Origin of the sequence: Wenyingzhuangia gilva, from assembly GCF_030519655.1 — a bacterium.
GTDB classification, from domain to species: domain Bacteria; phylum Bacteroidota; class Bacteroidia; order Flavobacteriales; family Flavobacteriaceae; genus Wenyingzhuangia; species Wenyingzhuangia gilva.
In genome coordinates this window covers 170,883-196,628 of record NZ_JAUMIT010000004.1, presented here as the reverse complement: position 1 = coordinate 196,628, position 25,746 = coordinate 170,883, and the positions used below count along the sequence as shown (strand labels likewise).

The following is a 25,746-nucleotide window of genomic DNA, read 5'->3' as shown; positions in this document are numbered from 1 at the left end:
TTTTATTTAAAACTTATAAAACAAACCTACATACCCACTAAACAACATGGGGTTTTTAGTATCATAAAAGTGCACCAAGTCTCCTCTATATCTATAGTTTGATAATAAACTGACTCCAAAGTTTTTCTTAATATAATATTTTGTCTCTGCATTTAAAGCTGCTGTAAAAGAATAATTTTTTTGATTACTAATAATTCTATGAATAAACCCAGTATCTAAACCTGCAGAGAATTCAAACCTATTTAACATCGGTAGTATTTTCTCCACATTTACTTTTTTATTATAATATGCCCCAATACTTGTATAACTCAAAGCTTTAAATTGCTCTACAAAAAATCCCATTTCATAGGTCTTATTGCTCAATCCAGCTTTAATCATTAAATCCAACTCACCACTTTTACTATCAGCATAAGGTCCTTCAACCATCATTTTAGGGTCTAAATAAAGTTGTATAATTCCTTTTTCTTGTGCTACTATTAATCCTGTAATATGAAATAATACGTAAACCATTACGAGTATAATATATTTAGTTCTCATGATCATATATTTTAATAATTAAACATAATCAACTGTATATCAGTCACCTGTAAAAACCAAAACTACATTAATTAACATATATTTACCATGATAATTATCACACTCTTTAAAAAAAAACAACATAAACTTTTATAAGACAGTGAATTATAATAAAAAACTACAAAATAGTTTTAAAACAGAACAATAATACTAAAACATATATAACTATATATCAACACATTAAAAATCGTTCAAAATTTATGTATAAAATATTTTGATTTAAAATTCTTAGGTTAAATTAGCCAACAATTTAGACGTTTATTTTTTATGTTAAATCAACATTCAAAAGTTCGTTTCCCAGCAGAATGGGAAGCACAAAGTTTTATACAATTTACCTTTCCACACCCCGAGAGTGATTGGGCTTATATGTACAAAGAGGTCGTAAATTGTTTTGTAAACATTGTTGAAAACACAGCTGGCTTTCAGCCCGTTTTAGTTGGTTGTTTTGATAAAAATATGGTTCAAGCATATTTTGTTAACAAGACCGAATGGCCTATTTATTTTATTGAAACTCCCTCAAACGATACTTGGGCTAGAGACCATGCAGCGATTACCATTTTAGCTGATGAAAAACCTATTTTATTAGATTTTATTTTTAATGGTTGGGGACAAAAATTTGAAGCTACTTTAGACAATCAAATTACCCAAAACTTAAAGACTTCTGTTTTTAAAAACCTAAAGATTCAGGTAGAAGATTTTGTTTTAGAAGGAGGAGCTATAGAATCAGATGGAGCAGGAACTTTGTTAACAACATCTGAATGTTTATTGTCTAAATTCCGTAATCCAAACATGACCAAAGAACAAATTGATGTTTATTTAAAAAACACTTTTGGACTTAAAAAAATATTGTGGTTAGACCACGGTTATTTAGCTGGTGATGATACCGATTCTCATATTGACACTTTGGCAAGATTGTGTAACAAAAACACCATTGCTTATGTAAAATGTGAGGATGAAAAAGACGAACATTTTTCTGCTTTACAAAAAATGGAAACACAATTAAAAACCTTTACCAATAGTAATAACGAACCTTATGATTTAATTCCTTTGCCTTGGCCAAATGCTTGTTTTGACAGTGATGGAGAACGTATTCCTGCCACCTATGCAAATTTTTTAATTGTTAACAATGGAGTATTGGTTCCGACCTATAATGTTCCTCAAGATCAAGAAGCTTTAGAGATTATTCAATCTATTTTTCCAGACAGGAAAGTAATTGGTTTAGATTGTTTACCGTTAATTGATCAACATGGTTCTTTGCACTGTATTAGTATGCAATATCCTGAACAAGTTTTATTAAACCTTAAAGAATTATAATAGTCTATTGTTTCTTACTATTTTTATAAAAGTATAACATTCCTATCATGAGTAAATTAAAAGTTGGAATTGTACAACAAACATGTACAACGGACAAACAAGATAATATTAATAAATCTATTGCAGGCATCAAACAATGTGTAAAGGATGGTGCCGAATTGGTTATTTTACAAGAATTACACACAGGTATTTATTTTTGTCAGGCCGAAGAAGTAGAAATGTTTGAGTGGGCAGAACCTATTCCTGGACCATCATATCATCAATTTGCTGCTATTGCCAAAGAACTAAACATTGTTTTGGTCACTTCTTTATTCGAAAAAAGAGCACCAGGTATTTATCACAATACCGCTGTGGTTTTTGAAAAAGATGGAACAGAAGCTGGGAAATATAGAAAAATGCACATTCCTGATGACCCTGCTTATTATGAAAAATTTTATTTCACTCCAGGAGATTTAGGATTCAACCCTATTGAAACCTCTGTAGGTAAATTAGGGGTTTTAATTTGTTGGGATCAATGGTATCCTGAAGCGGCTAGATTAATGGCTATGGCTGGAGCAGAAATGTTAATTTACCCAACGGCTATTGGTTATGAAAGTACGGATTCAGAAGAAGAAAAAGCTCGTCAACGTGGTGCTTGGATGATTTCTCAAAGAGGTCATGCAGTTGCCAATGGCTTACCTGTCATTGCCGTAAACAGAGTTGGTTTTGAAAAAGATTGGACCAACGTAACAAACGGAATTGAGTTTTGGGGAACTAGCTTTGTAGCCGGACCACAAGGGGAAATTGTTTGGGAAGCCAATCAAAAAGAAGAGTTGACAAAAGTGATAGAAATTGATAAAAAAAGAACCGAAGAAGTAAGACGTATCTGGCCATTTTTTAGAGATAGAAGAATTGATGCCTACGGTGATATTACCAAAAGATATATTGATTAATTTCTCTTAGAAGTTAATCTTTTCAACAAGCTCAGAATGATATCATTAAATAATATGTTTATAGAATAATTATCTAATCAAGATATTTATTCTATAAACAATAAACTGACTACTTTCTACTGAATACTAAATTAAGCATGAATAATAAAAATAGCAGGAATTTTATGAATTTCTGGCTTTTGATTTTTCCATTCAGCTACGGTAAAAGTTCTGATATATTCAGAAGGCATAGTAATATCCGCAGCAACACAAAGTCTTGTAGATGGAGACAAAGTTGCTTGTAAATCCTCTAACATTTTGTGATTTCTATAAGGTGTTTCAATAAAAATCTGAGATTGTTTATGATCTTTAGACAAACGCTCTAAACGTTTGATTTCTCTTTTTCTATCTCCTTTTTCAATAGGTAAATAACCATTAAAAGCAAAACTCTGTCCATTCATTCCAGAAGCCATAATAGCCATTAAAATAGAGGATGGACCTACCAAAGGAACTACACGAATTCCTTTCTTATGAGCCAAAGCAACCACATCAGAACCTGGATCAGCCACTGCAGGAACCCCTGCTTCGGACAACAAACCAATAGATTCTCCCTGCATACAAACATCTAAATACGTATTTACCTCTACAGGATCAACATATTTATCTATCAGTTTTAATTGTAAAGTAGGTTGTGATTTTGATGGGGTTATTTTTTTTATAAAACGTCTTGCAGATTTTTCATTCTCTACAATAAAATGAGTTAAACTTTCTACTACAGACTTTACAGAAATAGGCATCACCTCTAAAGGTTCATTATCTCCTAAAGTTGTGGGTATTAAATATAAATTTCCTTTCATTTTATGCGTTTATTTTGTTGACGATTACATCACAAGCTTCATCTAACATTTGATACACTTGTTCAAAACCATTGTCTCCTCCATAATATGGATCAGGGACAGATATATCCTCACGTGGATATATGGTTTTCATAATCATCGAAATTTTTGCAGATTGAGTTTCATTACTAGCCATCATCAAAACATTTCTGTAATTAGACTCATCCATCACAAAAATAAAATCAAACGTATCTAAATCTGATTTTGTGATTTTTCTGGCTCTTTGGTCTGTAATATCAATCCCGTGCTTTTTGGCAACCTCAATAGATCTCACATCAGGTAATTTACCTATATGATAAGCTCCTGTTCCGGCAGAATCTACAACAACATTTTTATTTTTAAGCTTAGATTTTAAGATACCTTCGGCCAAAGGAGACCTACATATATTACCTAAGCAAACCATTAAAACCTTGGTTGGTTTCATAGACTAAAATGATAGTTTTTTAGAAATATCATCAACATATTTCTTAAACTGTTTATCAGTAGCTGTTAAATTATCTACAGTTTTACAAGCATGTAATACCGTAGCATGATCTCTTTTTCCTATTTGAGAACCAATACTTGCCAATGATGACTTGGTTAGCTTTTTAGAAAAATACATCGCTAGTTGTCTTGCTTGTACTATGTGACGTTTTCTTGTTTTAGATTGTAAAGTAGCCAAATCAATTTCAAAATATTTAGAAACTACTTTCTGAATATAATCTACCGATACTTCTTTTTTGGTGTTTTTTACAAACTTATCTACAATGGTCTTAGCCAAAGTAAGGCTAAACTCTTTTTTGTTAAATGCAGATTGAGCAATTAAAGAAGTTACAACCCCCTCTAATTCTCTAACATTTGTTTTAATGTGTTTCGCAATAAACTCAATTACTTCTTCAGGAACCTCAACACCATCTCTGTACAATCTATTCTTTAAAATATTGATACGAGTTTCATAATCTGGTGCCTGCAATTCTGCCGACAATCCCCATTTAAAACGAGACAACAAACGCTGTTCAATGTCTTGCATATCTACAGGAGCTTTGTCAGAAGTTAAAATAACCTGCTTTCCATTTTGATGCAATTCATTAAAAATTTGGAAAAATGCATCCTGAGTTTTGGTTTTACCTGATAAGAATTGAATATCATCTACGATTAATACATCTATCATTTGATAAAAATGTAAAAAATCATTTCTGTTGTTGTTCTTTAAAACGGCATCACCATATTGTTGTATAAATTTTTCCGTAGAAACATATAAAACTGTTTTGTCAGGATATTTATCTTTTACTTGTACTCCTATTGCGTGTGCTAAATGTGTTTTTCCTAACCCAACTCCACCATAAATCATTAATGGATTAAAAGAAGTTCCACCTGGTTTATTCGCCACTGCCATACCGGCAGATCTTCCTAAACGATTAGACTCTCCTTCCATAAAATTTTCAAAACAGTAGTTAGGATTTAGGTTAGACTCTACTTTTACTTTTTGTAATCCTGGAATTACAAAAGGGTTTTTAACCTCTCTGCTAATATTTTTACTTGGGAAATTTACATTTTGCGGTTGCATTGGGGCACGGTTAGAACTTGGAATCTTAACCGTTTGGGGCACTTTACTGCTATATGAATTTTCTAATCTTACATCATACAACAAACGAGCTTCCTTACCTAATTCTCTAACCAAGGCACTTCTTAAAATTTTTACATAATTTTCTTCTAAGAACTCGAAGAAAAACTTACTAGGAACCTGAATGGTTAATGCTCCACCTTCTAATTTAACAGGTACAATAGGTTCAAACCAAGTTTTAAATCCAACTGGAGTAATATTATCCTTAATAAATTCTAAGCAAGCAGCCCAAACAGTCTCAGCGGTTTTAATCATTGTAATCTTATGCACTTTAATTTTGGTTAGTTTTCAGTTTAGTTTAGTTTCGCAAAAAAGTTCATTTAAAATTGACCTACATCAATAATAAATTGGTACTTCTAGGGGACTACAAAAGTGTGAATAAAATTCATTAAAAAAAAACGGAATGGGTATTGTATTTCATGTTTTTTTTACCTAACATAAAACATATTTTAAAACAGCCAATGAAACCAAAAACAACTGAATTAAGAGTACGATATTCTGAGACAGATCAGATGCAATATGTACACCACAGCAATTATGCCAAATACTTTGAAATCGCTCGTATTGAATGGCTTAGGGAGGCAGGAATATCCTACAAAGAGATGGAAGAACAAGGAATCATGCTCCCCGTAGTAAGTCTACTTACTGAGTTTAAAAAACCTGCAAAATATGACGATGTTCTTACCATAAAAACTGAGATAAAACAGATTCCTACTGCCAAGATTATTTTTACTTACGAAATCTACAATCAGAAAGATGAATTGTTAACAACTGGAGAGTCAACTTTAGTGTTTGTTGATATGAAAAAAAACAGGCCCATGAAATGTCCTGAAAATATTTTAGCTATTATTTTAAAACATAAAGATTAATCTTCTTTTTCTATTAAAATCTCAACACATCTTAAATCTTCAAAAGATTTAATTACGGAATTAAAAATAGCTACAGGAGAAAGTAGTTTAAATTGGCAATCTAAATACATTTCTTGATGTTGAATTTCTAAATCATGTGTTTTAATCAATCTCATGATTTTATCAACATGTTCATAAGAACTTTTAATGATAAATGCTTCTTTGATTATTTTCTCCTTTATGTTAGCCTCTAATAGCGTTTCTTCAGCAGAAGTTCTATATGCTTTAATCAATCCTCCTACTCCCAATTTTACACCTCCAAAGTAACGGACAACAATCAACAAAACATTGGTTACTTCATAAGACAATAATTGTCCGTAAATAGGCTGACCTGCTGTATTACTTGGCTCTCCATCATCATTTACTCTATAAGTCAAACCATCATAACCCAAACGATACGCATAGCACCAATGTCTGGCATCATGATATTGTTTTTTAATTTCTTCTAATTTTTCTTTTACTTCTTCTTCATTGGCCACAGGAAACAAAAAACCTATAAACTTACTCCCTTTTTCTTTGTAAAGCGTTGCTTCTACAGGCTTGTCTATGGTTTTATATGTTTCAATTTGTGATTTACTCATATGGCAAAATAAAGTACTAAAATGGCTAAAACGGACATTCCTAATCCGATATAATTCTGTTTACTTAATTTCTCTTGATAAAGAAATAAGCCCAAAAGTACAGAGATCAAAACAACTAATAAATTGTTTGCCGAAAAAATTAAAGAAGTTTCATAATCTGGATGAGACAATGCTTTTAACAAATAATAAATAGAAAAATAATTGGGTATTCCTAAAAGCAATCCTCCTGCTAAATTCTTAAAAGACAATTTTAAATTTCCTGATATTATTTTTATCAGTAAAACCATAACACCTATGCAACCACAAAAAAAGAACAAAGAAGTGGAAAATAAATCCAAAGCATCATGAGGCACATAGTATGCTTGCATATGATTAATAATAGCATCTGCTAATCCGCTACCTATAAAAATAAAAAAGGGTAAATACCACAAGCGTTTATCAAATTGATAAACGCTTTTCTTTTTTGAAGTAAACCAAACCCCTAACAAAGCCAAAACAATTCCTGATATTTTTAAAAAATCCACTTCCTCTTGATACAGAATGACTCCAATAGAAATAGGAATTACCACACTCATTTTATTAGCGACTGTCATTACAGACAATCCTCCTTTTTGAGCCGTAATAGCCATTAAATTAAAAGTAATGATAAATAAAGTTGAAATAGCTAAAGCCCCCCAAACCCATGATTGAGAAAGCACAAAAGAAACCGAAAAAGATGATATACTATGTAAGCATCCTATTACTAAAGCCATAAAATAACTCACCACAATGGCTTGAAAATTATCAAGCTGATAACGTTGAAATTCTTTTAGAGTTAAAAAAACAGTTGTGGTAAACAGAATGCTCAACAATAAATAAATCATATTTCTTTGATATAATGTCTTACGCTATTTGTTCCTAAAACAAAAGTTTTGCTTGGACTTACTTCTAAAACAGGAGCTTCTACACCTTTCTCAAATTTATCATTCCCCACAAAAACAAAAGCTTCATCCCATAAATTTTGTTCTATAAAACTATTTAACAATTGTTTTCCGCCCTCTACCAAAACAGATTGTATTTTTTCTTGATACAACACTTCCATTATTTGAGATAGAATGTTTTTAGAAAAATCAATCTTTTTAAATTGTACTAAATTACTATTGGTTTCTTGCTCTGTAAATACAATAGTTTTTATTTCTCCATTGTATAAGTGATATTCATTGGGAACTCTTAAATTTTTATCAATCAATATTCTTATAGGAGAAACCCCTCCAAACAACCTTGTGGTTAAAGTAGGATTGTCTTTTAAAGCCGTATTGGTTCCTACCATAATAGCATGTTCTGTAGCTCTAATTTGATGTACTTTTTGTTTAGACAATTCATTAGAAATCCATGTAGGCTTGGCTTCATCAACACTACTCACCTCCCTTTCTTTATCTATAAAACCATCTTGAGTTTCTGCCCATTTTAAAACAATGTAAGGTCTTTTTTTATTGTGATAGGTAAAAAAACGTTTGTGCAAATCTATACACTCATCCTCTAAAACTCCAACATGCACTTCTCTACCCGCTTTTAATAAAATTTCAATTCCCTTGCCCGATACTGCTGCAAAAGTATCTATGCAACCAATATAAATTTTTGGAATATTTTTGGCTTCAATTAAATTAGCACAAGGGGGAGTTTTACCGTAATGCGCACAAGGCTCTAGAGTAACATACAAAGTAGATTTACCTAATAAACTTTCATCTTGTACACTATTAATAGCATTTACCTCCGCATGAGGACCACCATAAGCGCTAGTATAACCTTCTCCAATAATTTTTCCATCACAAACAATCACTGCTCCCACACATGGATTTGGATAAGCCAAACGAGTTCCTTTTTTTGCTAATGAAACAGCACGTTGCATAAATGTTTCGTGAATAGAAAGCATTATTTTAATATTTTAATTTTATCGTTGAATTCAATTGGATATTCTTTTTTCGACAGAAACTTTTTAAAAGTAGCCTTTCCGGTAAACTTAACTGCTACTTCGTTGGTTAAAATACTACTCAAAATAGAGTTTAACAAGCCTTTTTTGGAATCAAAAATTTGTCCATAGGACAATTTAATTTCTAGCGGAACTTCAAAATCTTTTCTTGATGGCACTTTTACTTCTTGATTTTTCAAATTCCCTAAATCAATATCATTTACCACAGCATGCAAATCGCTCAAAGCAATTTTCCCTCCCATTCTGTTAGGATTGTTAAATTTTAAGCCTGCTTTAATGGTAATAGAGTCATTGATAATTTTTGAAACATTTACTTTTCCAACTCCAACATATTCTGGAGCTTTTAAATTGGAACAAGAAACCACTAAGGCAACACTAATAAAAACGAATAATAACTTTACGAACTTCATATTTGTATATTTGTATTCGCAAAAATATCAATAAATAAGCCAATTAATGACTTTACTCTCATTTAAACAAAAATTATACGCAGCTTTAGAAAGTCATTACCCTACTTCAGAAATCGATTCTTTTTTTAAACTCATTTTACAAGATGTACTGAACCTTTCTAAAATTGATTTTGCCTTAGAACCCAATAAACTAATTTCTGAGAATGAAAGCCTTGAAATTGATTCAATTATCAATGGATTAGTGCAACATCAACCCATTCAACATTTAATTGGTTTTACAGAATTTATGGATTTAAAACTAAAAGTTAACGGGTATGTTTTAATTCCAAGACCAGAAACCGAAGAATTGATTAGATGGATACTAGATGATTATTCTAACACTCAAAAATTAGAGGTTTTAGATATTGGAACAGGTTCTGGTTGTATTCCTATTGCCTTGTATAAAGGTTTAAATGATGCAAATGTAAACACGATTGATGTATCTATTCAAGCGATTGAAACCGCCAAAGAAAATGCAAAAATCAATCAGACCAACATCCATTTTATTCATCAAGATATTTTAACAACCACTCAATTTTCTCAACAATATGATGTAATTGTGAGCAACCCACCTTACGTTAGAAATCTTGAAAAATTAGAAATGCAAAAAAACGTATTGGATTTTGAACCTCACTTAGCTTTATTTGTAGAAGATAATGATCCTTTGATTTTTTATAAACAAATTGCAGAATTGGCCATCAACTCTTTAAAACCAAAAGGAGCTTTGTACTACGAAATCAATCAATATTTAGGCAAAGAAACAGTTGACTTGTTAAAACAAATCGGATTTAAAAACATCGAACTAAAAAAAGACATGTTTGGAAACGATAGAATGGTTAAAGCTACTTTATAATGGTTAATGGTTAATGGTTAATGGTTAATGAAATTTAGAAATTCTACAATTACATTTTAAAAAGTTGATTTGTTTAACCGCTCAAAAAAACAAGAAAACTAAAACATCATAAAACCTTCTTAAATTCTGAATTACTTAACTTCCCATAAACTTTTTTACTTTCTACCTTTTAACTTTACAACTCTTTTAGTTTACTTTTGCAAAAAAATATCATCATGCGTATAGACATCATTACGGTATCTCCAGAATTAATCAAAAGTCCTTTTGAACACTCTATTATGAAAAGAGCGCAAGAAAAAGGGTTGGCCGAAGTTCACTTTCATAATTTAAGAGATTATGCCATTAATGATTATGGAAAAATTGATGACATGCAATTTGGTGGTGGTGCAGGAATGGTTCTAATGATTGAACCTATTGATGCTTGTATTAGCAAACTAAAAGCAGAAAGAGATTATGATGAAATTATTTACATGACTCCCGATGCCCCAACACTAAACCAACGTACGGCCAACAATCTTTCTATGAAAGAAAACATGATTATTTTATGCGGACATTACAAAGGAGTTGATCAACGTGTAAGAGATTTGTTTATTACTAAAGAAATATCCATAGGAGATTATGTTTTAAGTGGTGGTGAATTAGGAGCAGCTGTTTTATGTGATACTATCCTTAGATTAATTCCAGGGGTTTTAGGGGATGAAACTTCTGCTTTGACTGATTCTTTTCAAGATGATTTGTTATCACCACCTGTGTACACAAGACCTGCAGATTACAAAGGACATAAAGTTCCCGAAGTATTAACCAGTGGAAACTTTCCAAAAATAGAAGAATGGAGAGCTGACAAAGCTTATGAACTTACAGAAAGAGTAAGACCTGATTTATTAGAAGAATAAAATATTTATTTTTTTATGATTATCTAATATTTTGTTATTATTTTTGCAGTCCTGAATTAACCTCTGACGAAACTCGTGAATGTTGTTTCAGATTTCAACCATTATAAATAATAAAAGATGGCATCTTTAGTAGAATTTGTACAAAATGAATTTGTAGCAAAAAAAGAATTACCAAACTTTAAAGCAGGAGACACTATTACTGTGTACTACGAAATTAAAGAAGGGGCTAAAACAAGAACTCAGTTCTTTAAAGGAGTTGTAATCCAAAGAAGAGGAACTGGAGCAACAGAAACATTTACAATTCGTAAAATGTCTGGTACTGTTGGTGTAGAGCGTATCTTCCCAATTAACTTACCAGCTATTCAAAAAATCGAATTGAACAAACAAGGTAAAGTTCGTAGAGCTAGAATTTACTACTTTAAAGAACTTACTGGTAAAAAAGCAAGAATTAAAGAAATTAGACGTAAATAATCTCTTTTTATTCTTAACATCTAAAAGCTCAATACTACATGTATTGAGCTTTTTTTGTATAAAAAATAGCACAGCTTTTATAAAAGGTGTTATGTTTTTAACACCCTGTAAAAAAAGATAATATTATTAGTACATTTGCAAAACTTTATAAGCTTAATGTTTATAATTTTTAAAACTCATTAAACAAAATTTAAAGAATTAAAATGGCAACAGAAAATTCAAAAATCATTTATACACTTACGGACGAAGCTCCTGCTTTGGCTACGTATTCATTATTACCAATCATCAAAGCTTTTACTAGCAAGGCTGGTATTGAGGTTGAAACTAGAGATATTTCTTTAGCAGGACGAATTTTAGCAAACTTCCCTGAGTTTTTAACAGATGATCAAAAAATTTCTGATGCTTTGGCTGAATTGGGAGAATTAGCCAAAACTCCTGAAGCAAACATTATTAAATTACCTAATATTTCTGCTTCTATCCCTCAGTTACAAGCGGCTATTAAAGAATTACAAGAAAAAGGATATAACATTCCTAATTATCCTGCAAACCCAACTAACGACCAGGAAAAAACCATCAAAGCTCAATACGCTAAAGTATTAGGTTCTGCTGTAAACCCTGTGTTACGTGAAGGAAACTCTGACCGTAGAGCTCCAAAAGCTGTTAAAAACTACGCTAAGAAAAATCCACACTCAATGGGGAAATGGGAAAAAGACTCTAAAACACATGTAGCTTCTATGGAAGCTAATGATTTTTATGGTTCTGAAAAATCTACTACCATAGAAAACGCTACTGAGTTTAAAATTACTTTTAACGGAACTGACTTAAAAGGATTTGCTCCTTTAAAAGCTGGTGAAATCATTGATACTTCTGTAATGAGTATTAGTGCTTTAAAAGAATATGCTGCTAAAGAGATTGCAGATGCAAAAGCAAACGGTGTATTGTTATCATTACACATGAAAGCAACCATGATGAAGGTTTCTGACCCTATTATCTTTGGTGCAATTGTAGAAGTTTTCTACAAAGATGTTTTTGAAAAATACGCTGATTTGTTTGCCGAATTAGGGGTTACCGCAACCAATGGTTTAGGAGATGTGTATGCTAAAATTGCTGGACATGCTAAAGAAGCTGAAGTAAAAGCTGCTATTGAAGCTGTTTACACGACCTCTCCTGATGTAGCTATGGTAAACTCTGATAAAGGAATTACAAACTTACACGTACCTTCTGATGTAATTGTAGATGCATCTATGCCAGCTATGATTAGAACTTCTGGTCAAATGTGGAACAAAGACGGAAAACAACAAGATACCAAAGCTTTAATTCCAGACAGATGTTATGCTGGAGTTTTCCAAGCAACTATCGATTTCTGTAAAGAAAACGGTGCTTTTGATCCAACAACTATGGGAACTACTCCTAACGTAGGATTGATGGCTCAAAAAGCTGAAGAATACGGTTCTCACGATAAAACTTTCCAATTAGATGAAGCTGGAACTGTGGAGGTTTTAGATAAAAACGGAAATGTATTATTATCTCAAGAAGTACAAGCTGGAGATATTTTCAGAATGTGTCAAGTAAAAGATGCTCCTATTCAAGACTGGGTTAAGTTAGCTGTAAACAGAGCTACTGCAACAGGAGTTCCTGCTGTATTCTGGTTAGACGAAAACAGAGCTCATGATGCTGAAATTATTAAAAAAGTAAACAAATACTTAAAAGATCATGATACTACTGGATTAGAAATTTTAATCAAATCTCCTATTGACGCTACTAAATACACTTTAGAAAGAGTAAAAGCAGGTTTAGATACTATTTCTGTAACCGGAAACGTATTACGTGATTACTTAACAGATTTATTCCCAATTTTAGAATTAGGAACTTCTGCTAAAATGTTATCTATTGTTCCTTTAATGAATGGTGGTGGATTGTTTGAAACTGGTGCCGGAGGTTCTGCTCCAAAACACGTTCAACAATTAATTGAAGAAAACTATTTACGTTGGGATTCTTTAGGTGAATTCTTAGCTTTAGCCGTTTCTTTAGAACACTTAAGCGGTAGATATAACAATGCACAAGCACAAATATTAGCAGATACTTTAGATGCAGCTACTGGTCAATTTTTAGACAATGACAAATCTCCTACACGTAGAGTTGGAGGAATTGACAACAGAGGATCTCACTTTTATTTAGCATTGTACTGGGCTCAAGAATTGGCTGCTCAAGATAAAGATGCTGAGTTAAAAGCAATCTTTTCTCCTGTTGCTGAAGCAATGACTCAAAACGAAGCTAAAATTGTTGAAGAAATGATTTCTGCTCAAGGTAAAGCTGTAAATATTGGTGGTTACTACAAATTAGATCAAGAGTTAACTTTTGATGTTATGAGAGTTAGTAAAACTTTAAATACAATTATAGACGGAATTGCTTAGTTAATTCAATCTCTTATAAATAGAAAAAGGATAAGATTATAATAATCTTATCCTTTTTTTTATGTGTGTTGTTTTTATTTTAATGATGTTATGAAGATTTAAATGCATCATAATTTCATCCTATTTTATTTAAATTTTAAAATATAATCTGAAGTTTACTTATTATTATTTTACAATTGAACACAATCCATCTAAGATTATATCAATAGTAAACTAACTTTAATCTAAAACAAAAAAGATAGTGGGTTGAGTATTTTTCAATATTCAACCCACTTCTTTTCTATATAATTAAGAAAATGTTACTCTTTTATTTTATCCATCTAGGATCTCCTATTAAATTGTCTTTTATTGTTTGATTTCCAATAGTAAAATCTCCATTTAAAGGATCCGCATATTCAGGATCTAATTGTGTACCAGAACCATCAAATACTGTTTGACTAGGGTCAAAGAATCCATCAGCATTAAAGTAATTGTTATTACTAAAAGTAACTGTATCATCTGTTCTACTTTGATCAGAATATCCTTCAGAACTAGTATCAGTAATTAAAGTATTTTGTACAATTATATCATTTGTTTGGAATCTAACATACAACACTCTCTTACTTGATGAATCACAACATCCATATAGCGTACTGTTTTCTAATAAAACATTACAAACCAAACCATTTTGAGTTGAAGTACCTGCATCATCAATTCTAAAGAAATCACGACCTGGAGCACAATTATTAAAGGTACTTGTTCTTACCGTTACATTAAATACATCAGAATTTCGGAAGTCAATAAAATCCCCTCCATTGGTTACAATATTCGTAACAACACAGTCCTCTACTGTTACCGACTGTACAATTGCATCTGTAGTATTACCAGCTATAAATGAACGATCAAAATCATGAACCATACATCCTTTAATTAAAAGCGAATTATAGTTTCCTACTCCTGTATACCTAACAACATCTTGTATGGTCGTTAAACCATTTAAATCTAAGTCTATTAAATTTACATCTGTTGCTCCTGCTTCAATTTCAAAATTGATACTTAACTGAGGTTTAAAGTCTGTTTTTAATCCTCTAATAGTAATGGACTTGTCTAAAGTAACTGTACCTGTTTGTGCAGTAAAATCTCCTTGATTTATTAAGATAATCTCTCCATCTTGGGCGTTATTAATTATTTGAATTAAATCGTCTGTTGTTGAAACTAAAGTATTATTACCTACCGCAACTCCTGTTGTAATTTCAGTATAACCTCTTTGTTTTGCATTATTATACAAAGTAGCTTGATAATCTGTTTCAGATGTTAATCCTGTTATATTAGCAACTCCATCTATTTTTTCCTGAGCAGTAATGTCATGTCTAACATCTCCTGGCTGTAATATAAAATGAGTTACATTCAATCCTGCCTCCCATCTTAATGTTACATTATCATCATTAGCATCACCAAGTTCATATGGCAGCATAATTTGCTCAGACAATGTTGTAAACTCTCCTAAAGCCCATGAAGAATCATCTAACTCTCTAGCACTTTTAGCTTTAACTCTTACAGAGTAAACTGTTTCTCCTTCTAGCCTTACAGTAATTGGTAACTCTTCAGCCGTAACTTCCACAGTTTTGTAAATTGTTGTAAAATCTGGATCATCAGCACTAAACTCAACTGTATAATTATCTATGTTTTCATTTACAGTCCAGCTCATTTCAACATATGTTTGATTTCTTACAATCGTACTAAGACTTACTGGAGCAAACTCCCTAGAGATAGACAAACTTTCTACTACTTCTTCATCGTAACTACAGCTAGCTACCATAAAGATCAAGAGTGCTATGAACCCTTTATATATATATTTTGTTTTCATAAATATCGTTTTTAATTTTTTAAAATTCTAATAACCATAATCGTTTAACAATTGATTATTACTACCATCAATGAACACTTGCCAAATTGGCCAGAATTGTCTTTCATCAGGATTTACTCCTACTTTGTATATAGAATTAATAGTAGTATCATCTAAGGCATCCCATGATTTTGCAGAATAATCTACTCCAGGGTTAGTGGTCTCTCCCCTGTTTAATCCATAAATATCTAGTGTTTCTCCATCGGCTTCGTACTTATAATATAATGTAGTTGGCACATCAACATAATCTCCTGTACGATTCATAAAATCTGTCATCTTAGTTTTTGCTTCATCTAGTTTAGATTTCAATAAATTCCAACGGATAAGATTTTGTTTACGTTCCATCTCTCCTGTAAACTCATATTTATGTTCTTCTACAATGGCATCAAACATTAATTCTTTAGTTGATAAATTATCAACATATGCATCTACTTTTGTAGCATGTGAGCTTGTAGGGAAAGCTCTTCTACGAACTTCTTTTAAATAAGGTGCAGCTGCTTGAGGTCCATTTAATTCATTTGCTGCCTCTGCTGCAATTAACAATACTTCTGCATAACGCATATAAATTTTATTAACTCCGTCATCATTGGTAGAAGTTACATATCTATCCATCCACTCATAACGGTATTTACCGAAATACCAAGTATCCGAAGCAGTTAATTCTTGTACAGATACATCATTAATGGCTGTTCCCCATTGGTAAGGCACACAAGTTACATCTCTACGTCTATCCTCTTCATCATAATCATAAAATACCGTAGGTATAGGACCTGCAGAACCTCCTCTACCTTGACCTGTATACTGATCTGGACTACGATGCCTTACCGCAAATGAGAATAAAACTCTACCACGACCATCTGCAAAAGGAATCTCCCAAAGAGATTCTTCTCCTGCTGTTATTATTTCTTTATTATAATTTTTCCAAAATTGTTCAAATGATGGGTTTAGTGAAGCTTTACCACTTTGAATCACATCTGTTGCTTCACTTAAAGCCAAAGCATACATATTAGCGACAGATAAATCTGGATCATTACTTCTTCTAACAGCATCTGGATATTGTTGAAAACCACTAGCTACCATGGCTAAACGTGCTCTAAACCCTTTTACAAAAGCCTTATTAATTCTCTCTACAGAACTAGTTCTTGTAGATTCACCTGGCCATGGCACTAAAGTAGCAGCCTCACCTAAATCTTCTATAATCTGTTTGTATATAATATCTCTACTAGATTTTGCTATATAAATAGTCTCTGAGTTAATAGGCTCAAAACGAGCGGGAACGTCTCCCCAAGTTTTCATTAAATCTGCATAATAAATAGCTCGTAATGTTAATGCTTCTCCTAGCAATTGTCCTAGTTCAGTACCTGGTGTTGGATTACCATAAGCTCGTAAACCACGAATACAAATATTAGCACGTTCAATTCCTGAATACATCATTGCCCAAGCATTGTTTGTAGAATTCATCTGTGTATTGTTAGGCTTTGCATCATATATCATCAATTCCCCTTGAGAACTCCCTGCTTGACTAGAACTAAAATGATATTCTACATCTGAATTAAATCCATAAAAAGGAATAAATCTTCCTCTATAGGAATTTGTTTGCCCCATAGGTTCCAAAATTCCATCTATAGCTCCACTTGCCAATCCTGGTGTAGAGAAAATAATGGATTCATCTAACGTAGATTTTGTTGGAGCTTCTAAAAATTCAGAATCCTCACAAGCCGTAAATAGGCTTGTCATCAATAATCCTGAAATTATTATTTTATATATATTTTTCATTTTCTAAAGTATTTGTGATTAAAAATTAAGGTTTAAACCAAAAATTAACGATCTACTTCTTGGGAACGGAGAATAATCTGTTCCTGGCGTAAGTGGCGTATTTCTTCTTGTAGAAACTTCAGGATCTGGACCAGAATAATTTGTAAGAACAAAAACATTATTTGTGGTTGCGTAAAAACGTAATTTTGAAATCCCTGTTTTAGAAAGCTTCGCCTCAGGTATGGTATATCCTAATGTAATGGTATTCAATCTTAAAAAAGAACCATCTTCTACTGCCCAATCACTAAATACATTTCTTTGCATATAAGGAGACCACATAGTCGTGTTTTCATTCATAGCTGTTAATTGAGTTGGATCTGTAACCAGTTGACCTGTTGCAGCATCCAAATTAGTCCATCTGTTACCACTTGCCATGATATCGCTTAAATTTCTATACTGTCCATTTTCTGTAGCAGTTGCGTATTCAATTTTACTAGCATTATAAATATCATTTCCAATACTAAAGTTAAATATAGCTGATAAATCAAAACCATAAGCATTGGCATTCATCGTAAAACCTCCTGTAAAATCTGGATTAGCATCTCCAATAATCATATTATCATTTATATCTACAATACCATCTGGCACTCCACCAGGACCACTAACATCTTTTAATTTCATGGTACCTGGCATAACTTGACCAACCACTGCTGATGCATCTGTAATTCCCGGTTTTAAAGTATAAGTACTTGTTGAAGCATCATAATCAAAATCCGAAACCTCGTAACGTCCATCATTTTGATATCCATACATAGCTCCAATAGACTGACCTACATTCACAACATAATCATTCCCGATTTGTGTAGAGGCCCAGCTTGTAGCCTGACCAAAATCATCCATTACTCCTAAAGAATTGATTTTGTTTTTGTTCATCGCAACGTTTAACCCAAAACTTAATCCATAATCTTTATCACTTAATACAACTGCATTAAAAGATGCTTCAAGACCTGAGTTTTGAACTTCTCCCATATTTCTATACTGAGAATTATAACCAGTACCTGGTGTAGGGAAATTAATTAATAAATCTTGAGTTATGTTTTTATATGCTTCTAAAGATCCTGTTAATCTATTATTAAAGAAACCAAAATCTAACCCTACGTTTTGTGTTACGGTAGTTTCCCATTTTAAATCTGGATTAGCTAAAATTGTAGAAGCTGCCCAATAACTCGAAACACCATTTAAATAGGTTGTGTTTTTAGACTGAAAGGTTTGAACTTGTTGACCTGAAGGGATATTATTATTACCTACTTCACCATAACTCACTCTTAACTTTAATGCATTTAAAAAGTCTGAATCTTTTAAAAATTCTTCTTCAGAAATTTTCCAAGCGATAGCTGCTGAAGGAAAGTAACCCCATTTATTGTTTCCTAAAAACTTACTAGATCCATCAGCACGGTATGTAGCTGTTAACAAATAACGGTCTAAAAAGCTATAATTAACACGACCAAAGAATGACAACAGTTTATCATCTGGACTATAATTATTGTCTATTGCAACGGGAACCCCTTGAGTAGTTAAACTTTTAGTAGTTTCAAAATCAAAAAACTTAGGATACCCTTGAATAGTGTTTGTAACTTCGTTATTTTTTGAAATAATCATTTCCTCCCCTACCAATAATTTTAAACTATGATTATCTCCTAGAACATTCTTAAAGTCATAATTTAAAGTATTCGCGTTTCTAAAACGATCTCTTTTTTGATCAGAAAAAACCAACGCTGGCATTCCTTGATTTTCTGCTGCTGCATTATTACTTACATAATAAGTAGAACGTCCATAATAACGAAAATCTAAATCATTATAATTATCTAATCCTAAACTTGTTTGAAATTTTAAATTATCTACAATCTCCCAATCAAGTTTCCCTAATAAGTTATAGTTTTTTCTTTGCTTTTCTCTTTGATTATCAGCTAATACTACTAGAGGATTTATTAAATCATTAGACAAAGCATCATCTGTATTACTTGTAGTAAGACCTGAAATAGGAATAGGAGAATATAAAACTGTTTGTTTATAGCGTGAATCTCTAGGAGTACTACCCTCTGACTGCTCTGCACCTGTACCATTCTCGATTCCAGTATCTGAATAACGAATGGTAAAAGCCAAGTCAACTTTATCATTTACTTTGCTTTTTAAAGCCAATGATAAGTTATCTCTTTTAAACTTAGAACCAACCATGATTGATTTTTCATTATAGTGAGCATAGTTAAAATTATAATTAAACTTATCAGTACCTCCACGAACAGATAAATCACGGCTATGCACCTCTCCCATTTGACCGTACATTTGCTTTTGCCAATTGTTTCCTTTTTGACCATTATATTGATCACGATCTTGCCAAAGTCCAAAATAATCTGTGTAAGACTGTAAATAACCAGACTCCCCAGGGTTTTTAGGATCTGTAAGCAATGCGTATTCATATTGCCAATTTACGTAGTCTTCAGGACCTAAAACCCCAATAGTATTTGCTATGGTCTTTACACCGTAAAAAGTATTTAAATTAGTTGTTATTTTACCATTCTTACCTGACTTTGTAGTTATAATAACTACTCCATTAGCCCCTCTAGACCCATATATAGCGGTTGAAGACGCATCTTTTAACACTGAAATATTTTCTATGTTAGATGGAGCAACATCACTGATACTGTTTACAGGAAAACCGTCAACAATAACCAGTGGAGAAGCATCTTGAGTTAGAGAACCACCTCCACGAACTCTAATGTTGATTTCTGAATCTGGCGAACCATCGGTGGATGTTACCTGTACTCCTGCCATACGACCTTGTAATGCCTCGGCAACATTAGCAACTGGTCTTTCTCTTAATTCATCACCACCTAAAGTAACTACTGAACCTGTTAAATCAGATTTTTTTGCTGTACCATAACCAATTACTACAACTTCATCTAATTTATACTCATCACCTTCCATAACGAAATTTACTACCTTACGGTTTCCAACTGGTACCTCTTGAGTAATATAACCTACATATGAAAACACTAGGGTTGGATTTGCTGACGTAATATTCAGCGAATAATTCCCATCAAAATCAGTTAAAGTACCATTGGATGTTCCTTTTTCCATTACCGTAGCTCCAGGTAAAGGCAATTCTGAATCTTTTGTTGTAACCGTACCTGTAACAGTTTTGCTTTGCGCACTCATTTCATTTAAAGAAAATAATAACACCAAGGTTATAAAACACAAACCTGTTTTATTCAATGTAAATCTTTTCTTTTTTCTCACTTTCAGTAAGAAAAACAAATAGTTTGAAAAATAATAGTTTAGCATAAATGATTGTTTAAATAAATTAATATTTGTTTTTAATGATTCTATTAGTATTGATAAGTTAAAAAAAATTATTAATTCTTAAAAACTATGCAATAATCAATGTAATCGATTACGAAAATATCAAAATGATTTTCTAGATACTATTAAATTTTAATCAAATACTTTTAAATTTTGAACATTTAACTAAAAAAACAAAATATTTTAATCAAAAAACTAAATTAAAACACTGTTAATTAAATAATAACCAATTACAGACACACTTAAATGATTATTTCTTAAAAAAATATTATAATCCTTTTTGTGTCAAAATTTTTAACTATCTGAGTTTAGAAAATCTTAAAAGTTCCATTATTGTTTACCAATCTTATAAAGTAATTCTTTATATCATAAAAAAATCGCTACCATTCTTAAAAAAGAACAATAGCGATATAAGTGAATAGTGCAAACACTATTTGTTTTTAAATATGTTTGATATATTCTGATGGTGATACGTTGTATTTATCTTTAAAACAGGTACTAAAATACCCTGCACTGTTAAAGCCTACATCAAAAGCCACTTCAGAGATATTCTTCTCTCCAGCATCTAACATTTGTTTGGCTCTTTTTAACCTCATATCCCTCACAAACTCAACAGGAGTCATATTGGTAAGACTTTTAAATTTTCTATTAAAAGTAGCTCTTCTCATATTGATAGATTTTGCAAAAGACTCTATTTTAAAATCTGGATTCACCATTTGCTCTTCTACAACAGCTATAACTTCTTTTAAAAACGCCTCGTCTTTGGTTGTAACCACAATTTCACTAGGAGATAATTCAATCGTTTTAGAATCTGATACTAAAGAATCGAACATCTTTTTCCTTTTCTGGATTAAATTACCAATAGAGGCTTTTAAAAACTCTGTATCAAAAGGTTTTGTAATATAAAAATCTGCACCATAATTTAATGCTTGAATCTTATTATCAACTGTAGATTTTGCCGTTAGTAATACAATAGGAATGTGACTTGTAGTTTCATTGTTTTTAAGTTTATCTAAAAGTTCTAAACCATCCATTACAGGCATCATAATATCGCTTAAAATTAAATCTGGAATGTTGGCCATGGCTTTTTCAACTCCCTCTTGTCCATTACTTGCTCTAATGACTTTATAGGACTTCCTTAGCTGATTAGACAAAAATCTTCTTAATTCATTATTATCCTCTACAATAAGAACCGATGGTAAATTTTCTTGAGGTTCTTCTTCTACTTGTTGAGGCTCTTCTTGAGTTACCTTTGTTTCTATGCGATCGTTATCATTTTTTTCTAATTTAATAGGATACGAAGTTGTTAAAGTGGTGTTAGACTCTTTTTCTTCTTCTTTTATAGAATTCATTTTAAAAGTAACAGTAAGCCCCTCACCTTCATTGTTAGTTGCATAAATATCTCCATTATGTAATTTTATATATTCTTTACATAGAGCCAAACCAATTCCTGTTCCTTCTATATATTCTACTTTGTTTCCTTCTCCTTCATAGTACAACTTAAAAATCTCTTTTAACTTATCTTCCTCAACACCTACTCCTTGATCTATTACCTTGACCACAAAAGAATCATCATTATTTTTAATAATTTCTACAGTAATTGTTTTGTCTTTTGGTGAAAATTTAAAAGCATTTGATAATAAATTATAAATAACAACATCTATTTTTTTATCGTCAACTCTAACAAAAAACTTATCTGTATTTGATACAATTTTTAATTCTATATTCTTTTCATACGCGGCCTCGGAAAACAAAGAAGCTATTTCATTTACAAAAGAAATCAATTCAATTTTTTTAACATTTAAAGTTGCTTTTCCACTTTGGACTTTTCTGAAATCAAGTAACTGATTGACAAAACGAACCATTCTGCTTGTATTCTTTCTAACAACTTCCATGTATTCATTACCCCTAGCAGATAAATTTTCGTTGATAGCAATTTCTTCAATTGGATTTACAATAAGGGTTAATGGCGTTCTTAATTCATGTGATATATTGGTGAAAAAATTTAGTTTTAACTCTGTTAATTGATGCTCTATCGCTACTTTATTTCTTAAGCGAATGACTGAAAACGCAATTCTTCTTATCATTTCTGATAAAAGAATAATTAATAAAACATACACAATATAAGCCCAAGTAGTTTTCCAAAATGGAGGAGTAATAGTAATGGCTAAGGTTTTATAAGGTGTATTGTAATACAATTCTTGATTTAAACACTTTACTTCAAAAACATAATCTCCTGGAGACAAATTAGTATAAGTAGCTTTTTTCTGATTTTGAACATTGTGCCAAGTTTTATCAAACCCCTTTAGTCTATACACGTAAATTTGCTTGTTGTTTGATCTATAATCTAATACCTGATAGTTAATTCCTATGGTGTTTTGAGTATAATTTAAAGTTAAGGTTTTATTGTAATTTATATTAGTTTTTAATGGAGTATTGTCAGAATACAAATCAACCTCTTTGTTATTGATCTCTAACTTGGTAAAACTCATCTTAGCATTTATTTTGGAATCAGTAATTTCTTCTGGATTAAACTCCAAATAACCTTTTACACATCCAAACAACAAGTGATTGTTAGGTAATTTTATACAAGAACTTTCCGAAAACCCTGTTTTAGATAATCCATCATAAGAATCGTAATTTCTAAAAGTATAATCTTGCAAATTAAATTTAGACATTCCATTTTCTGTAGCTAACCATAAATTCTTATGATTGTCTTCAATCATACTTAAAATAAAATCACTTGATAAGCCTTCTTTGGTTGTAAAATTTTTAAACGTTAGCGAATCTCCTTCATCCATTACTTTACTTAAGCCTCCTCCTGAAGAAGAAACCCACATATTACTATCAGAATCGTTATAAATATATAAAACATCATTACTAGGTATGCTAGAAACATCTCCTGAAATTTTATGATAAGAATCAAATTTTACCTCGTCAAAATCATCAGTATCAGGATTCATTCGTAACAAACCATTGGTGGTCGCAATCCAAATCTTACCTTTTTTATCTTGATTTATAAACCTCACTTTTCCTGAAGTATTGATAGGATAGTTTTTAAAACTATTGTTTGGATTTTTAAAAATAGTTTCTCCATGTCGTTCCATAACAAGGTTAATTCCAGATCCGTAGTTTCCTATCCAAATATTTCCGCTTCTATCTTCAAAAACACTATATATTCTATCACCACTGATACTATTAATATCGTTTTCATCATGAACAAAACGTGTAATTTTATATTTAGATCTGTTGATGTTAATTGGTTCAGCTTTATACAGTCCATTCCCCTTTGTTCCTATCCAAATATTCCCTTTACTATCTTCAAAAAGTTCATAAATAAGCATAATTCCTTCCTTAGGCCAATTGACAAACAAGTCTTTAACCAACTCCCCATTTTTAGTTACAAATAACTTGCTAGATTTTGAAGCTAACCAAAGTCTATCATTAGAATCATATAAAATTCCTCTTATTTCATTATCTGTTTTGTTATCTGTTTTTTCAAAAAGCAAATGATGTTTAAAATCATCTTTTTGAAAAATAACTTTATTAATTCCTCTATCATTGGTAACCAACCATAAAATTCCAGAGGGGTCTAAAAACTTAGTTGTTATTATATTAGAATTCAGATAATTAGTCTCTCCGTTTTTATTATAAAAGTGATGAATTTCATCATTAGTTTTGTCATAATAACCAAAACCCCCACCTTTCATTCTTACCCAAAGTCTATCAAATGTATCCTCAAAAACGTCGTAGCTTTTTTCATAAACTTGAAACGTTGCATCGTTTTTCTGGACAAAACTTTTAAACACGTTTGTTTGAGGATCATATTTTATTACGCCCTTATTTTTGGGCTCTATCCACAACAATCCATTTTGATCTTCATAAATACTATAAAAAGATTCTTCTTTAAGCCTGTTTACATTTTCTATTTCTAAAGTAGAGGCATTAATTTTAAAGATTTCCCCCATGGAACTCACCACATAAGTGGTGTTTACTTTTTTAGATATATATAAATCTCTTAAGCTATTTTCAGAAATTTTATTTTGATAAAATTTTTGTAAAACTTTATCAAAATAAATAACAATTCCATTTTTAGTAGTAAACCAAACTTTGTTACCTCCTTCTTTAATACTTGTAAAATCGTATAAATTAAAGTAATTGATACTTGTAAAATTTCCTTGAAAATCCTTTTTTAAAAGAGACAATCCTTTTGAAGTTCCAATCCATATATTTTCGTCTGATTGTTCAAAAACAAAACGAACGTTATTTGAATGAAGTGTTTTATTAGCTGTATTAAAATTTGTTAACTCAATATTGGTTGAATCTTTATATGTTACAAGAAAAACCCCATGACTTTCTGTAGTTAACCAAACATTTCCGCTACGAGGAATAATTTTTAAAAAGTTGATTTTTTGAGTTCCAGTATAATCAGAAAGAGCCATAAAGATCTCCTTTTTTTTATCAAATCGATAAATCTGATCATCATCGGCTTTTACCCATAAATAGCCTAAATCATCTTCTTTTATTTTATTAATTCTATTATTATCTAACTTACTTTTATACCCTGCTCTTGCTTTATAAACAGTGAAATTAGTTCCATCAAACCTATTAATTCCATCCCAAGTTCCAAACCACATATAACCATCTTTTCCTTTTAGTATGTCCATAATACCATCATGAGAAAGACCATTTTCAGTTGAATAACTTTCTACAATACATTTAACTTGTGCTTTTGTTTTCGTCACAAAAAGCAGCATTAGAATAAGAACAAAATGTTTTATTTTGATGAATTGAATCATTTAAAAAGTTTAAGTAATAGTAGTTAGCAAATTAACAAATTAGTGTGTTTTATACACCTAAAATCATAATTTAATAAATAATACACCTCAAATTGATTGTTATTCTTTG

Annotated in this window: 19 protein-coding genes; 7 read left to right on the top strand and 12 right to left on the bottom strand. The window is 31.3% G+C overall.

Annotation, left to right across the window (positions count from 1 at the left end):
* Positions 1-6 precede the first annotated feature (6 nt).
* Positions 7-537, bottom strand: a complete 531-nt coding sequence (locus QVZ41_RS09660; RefSeq protein WP_302884366.1) for a hypothetical protein — start codon at positions 535-537, stop codon at positions 7-9.
* 306 nt (positions 538-843) lie between these two features.
* Between QVZ41_RS09660 and QVZ41_RS09655 the strand changes: the two genes are divergently transcribed.
* Positions 844-1,890, top strand: coding sequence for an agmatine deiminase family protein (locus tag QVZ41_RS09655; protein WP_302884365.1), 1,047 nt, complete (start codon positions 844-846; stop codon positions 1,888-1,890).
* 47 nt (positions 1,891-1,937) lie between these two features.
* On the top strand, positions 1,938-2,822 hold the full coding sequence (locus tag QVZ41_RS09650) for a carbon-nitrogen hydrolase (RefSeq protein ID WP_302884364.1): 885 nt from the start codon (positions 1,938-1,940) through the stop codon (positions 2,820-2,822).
* Between the two features lie 131 nt (positions 2,823-2,953).
* On the opposite strand, the gene QVZ41_RS09645 is transcribed toward QVZ41_RS09650, so the two are convergent.
* The 3 genes from QVZ41_RS09645 to dnaA are packed head-to-tail and all read right to left on the bottom strand — an operon-like array spanning position 2,954 to position 5,555.
* Positions 2,954-3,658: an SAM-dependent methyltransferase gene (locus QVZ41_RS09645; protein ID WP_302884363.1), complete on the bottom strand. Its 705-nt coding sequence runs from the start codon at positions 3,656-3,658 to the stop codon at positions 2,954-2,956.
* Between the two features lies 1 nt (position 3,659).
* On the bottom strand, positions 3,660-4,121 hold the full coding sequence (locus tag QVZ41_RS09640) for a low molecular weight protein-tyrosine-phosphatase (RefSeq protein ID WP_302884362.1): 462 nt from the start codon (positions 4,119-4,121) through the stop codon (positions 3,660-3,662).
* A 3-nt stretch (positions 4,122-4,124) separates the two neighbouring features.
* The gene (dnaA, locus tag QVZ41_RS09635; RefSeq protein WP_302884488.1) at positions 4,125-5,555 is read right to left on the bottom strand and encodes a chromosomal replication initiator protein DnaA; all 1,431 of its coding nucleotides are present in this window, start codon (positions 5,553-5,555) and stop codon (positions 4,125-4,127) included.
* A gap of 206 nt (positions 5,556-5,761) precedes the next feature.
* On the opposite strand from dnaA, the gene QVZ41_RS09630 reads away from it, so the two are divergent.
* Positions 5,762-6,169, top strand: a complete 408-nt coding sequence (locus QVZ41_RS09630) for an acyl-CoA thioesterase (RefSeq protein ID WP_420896128.1) — start codon at positions 5,762-5,764, stop codon at positions 6,167-6,169.
* On the opposite strand, the gene QVZ41_RS09625 is transcribed toward QVZ41_RS09630, so the two are convergent.
* From QVZ41_RS09625 to QVZ41_RS09610, 4 genes are read right to left on the bottom strand one after another with little or no spacing between them, the layout of a single operon-like run.
* Complete coding sequence (locus tag QVZ41_RS09625; protein ID WP_302884360.1) at positions 6,166-6,789, bottom strand: IMPACT family protein; 624 nt, start codon at positions 6,787-6,789, stop codon at positions 6,166-6,168. The genes QVZ41_RS09630 and QVZ41_RS09625 overlap by 4 nt on opposite strands.
* Positions 6,786-7,652, bottom strand: coding sequence for an EamA/RhaT family transporter (locus QVZ41_RS09620; RefSeq protein WP_302884359.1), 867 nt, complete (start codon positions 7,650-7,652; stop codon positions 6,786-6,788). Before QVZ41_RS09620 ends, QVZ41_RS09625 begins: the two co-directional genes overlap by 4 nt.
* Positions 7,649-8,701 (bottom strand): bifunctional diaminohydroxyphosphoribosylaminopyrimidine deaminase/5-amino-6-(5-phosphoribosylamino)uracil reductase RibD, encoded by a 1,053-nt coding sequence (ribD, locus tag QVZ41_RS09615; protein ID WP_302884358.1) that lies wholly within the window; start codon positions 8,699-8,701, stop codon positions 7,649-7,651. Before ribD ends, QVZ41_RS09620 begins: the two co-directional genes overlap by 4 nt.
* Positions 8,701-9,168, bottom strand: coding sequence for a hypothetical protein (locus tag QVZ41_RS09610; protein WP_302884357.1), 468 nt, complete (start codon positions 9,166-9,168; stop codon positions 8,701-8,703). Before QVZ41_RS09610 ends, ribD begins: the two co-directional genes overlap by 1 nt.
* A gap of 46 nt (positions 9,169-9,214) precedes the next feature.
* On the opposite strand from QVZ41_RS09610, the gene prmC reads away from it, so the two are divergent.
* The 4 genes from prmC to QVZ41_RS09590 all read left to right on the top strand — a co-directional run bounded on the left by prmC (position 9,215) and on the right by QVZ41_RS09590 (position 13,838).
* Positions 9,215-10,060: a peptide chain release factor N(5)-glutamine methyltransferase gene (prmC, locus tag QVZ41_RS09605; protein ID WP_302884356.1), complete on the top strand. Its 846-nt coding sequence runs from the start codon at positions 9,215-9,217 to the stop codon at positions 10,058-10,060.
* Between the two features lie 215 nt (positions 10,061-10,275).
* Positions 10,276-10,953 (top strand): tRNA (guanosine(37)-N1)-methyltransferase TrmD, encoded by a 678-nt coding sequence (gene trmD, locus QVZ41_RS09600; protein ID WP_302884355.1) that lies wholly within the window; start codon positions 10,276-10,278, stop codon positions 10,951-10,953.
* A gap of 117 nt (positions 10,954-11,070) precedes the next feature.
* Complete coding sequence (gene rplS / locus QVZ41_RS09595; RefSeq protein ID WP_302884354.1) at positions 11,071-11,424, top strand: 50S ribosomal protein L19; 354 nt, start codon at positions 11,071-11,073, stop codon at positions 11,422-11,424.
* 203 nt (positions 11,425-11,627) lie between these two features.
* Complete coding sequence (locus QVZ41_RS09590) at positions 11,628-13,838, top strand: NADP-dependent isocitrate dehydrogenase (RefSeq protein ID WP_302884353.1); 2,211 nt, start codon at positions 11,628-11,630, stop codon at positions 13,836-13,838.
* Positions 13,839-14,145: 307 nt separating this feature from the next.
* Here the strand turns inward: QVZ41_RS09590 and QVZ41_RS09585 are convergent, their stop codons facing one another.
* The 4 genes from QVZ41_RS09585 to QVZ41_RS09570 all read right to left on the bottom strand — a co-directional run bounded on the left by QVZ41_RS09585 (position 14,146) and on the right by QVZ41_RS09570 (position 25,637).
* Positions 14,146-15,684 (bottom strand): DUF5123 domain-containing protein, encoded by a 1,539-nt coding sequence (locus QVZ41_RS09585; RefSeq protein ID WP_302884352.1) that lies wholly within the window; start codon positions 15,682-15,684, stop codon positions 14,146-14,148.
* A gap of 27 nt (positions 15,685-15,711) precedes the next feature.
* Positions 15,712-17,499, bottom strand: coding sequence for a RagB/SusD family nutrient uptake outer membrane protein (locus QVZ41_RS09580; RefSeq protein WP_302884351.1), 1,788 nt, complete (start codon positions 17,497-17,499; stop codon positions 15,712-15,714).
* An 18-nt stretch (positions 17,500-17,517) separates the two neighbouring features.
* Positions 17,518-20,751 carry a SusC/RagA family TonB-linked outer membrane protein gene (locus QVZ41_RS09575; RefSeq protein WP_302884350.1) on the bottom strand — a complete coding sequence of 1,078 codons (3,234 nt, stop codon included), beginning with the start codon at positions 20,749-20,751 and terminating at the stop codon, positions 17,518-17,520.
* Between the two features lie 527 nt (positions 20,752-21,278).
* Positions 21,279-25,637, bottom strand: a complete 4,359-nt coding sequence (locus QVZ41_RS09570; RefSeq protein ID WP_302884349.1) for a hybrid sensor histidine kinase/response regulator transcription factor — start codon at positions 25,635-25,637, stop codon at positions 21,279-21,281.
* Between the last annotated feature and the right edge of the window lie 109 nt (positions 25,638-25,746).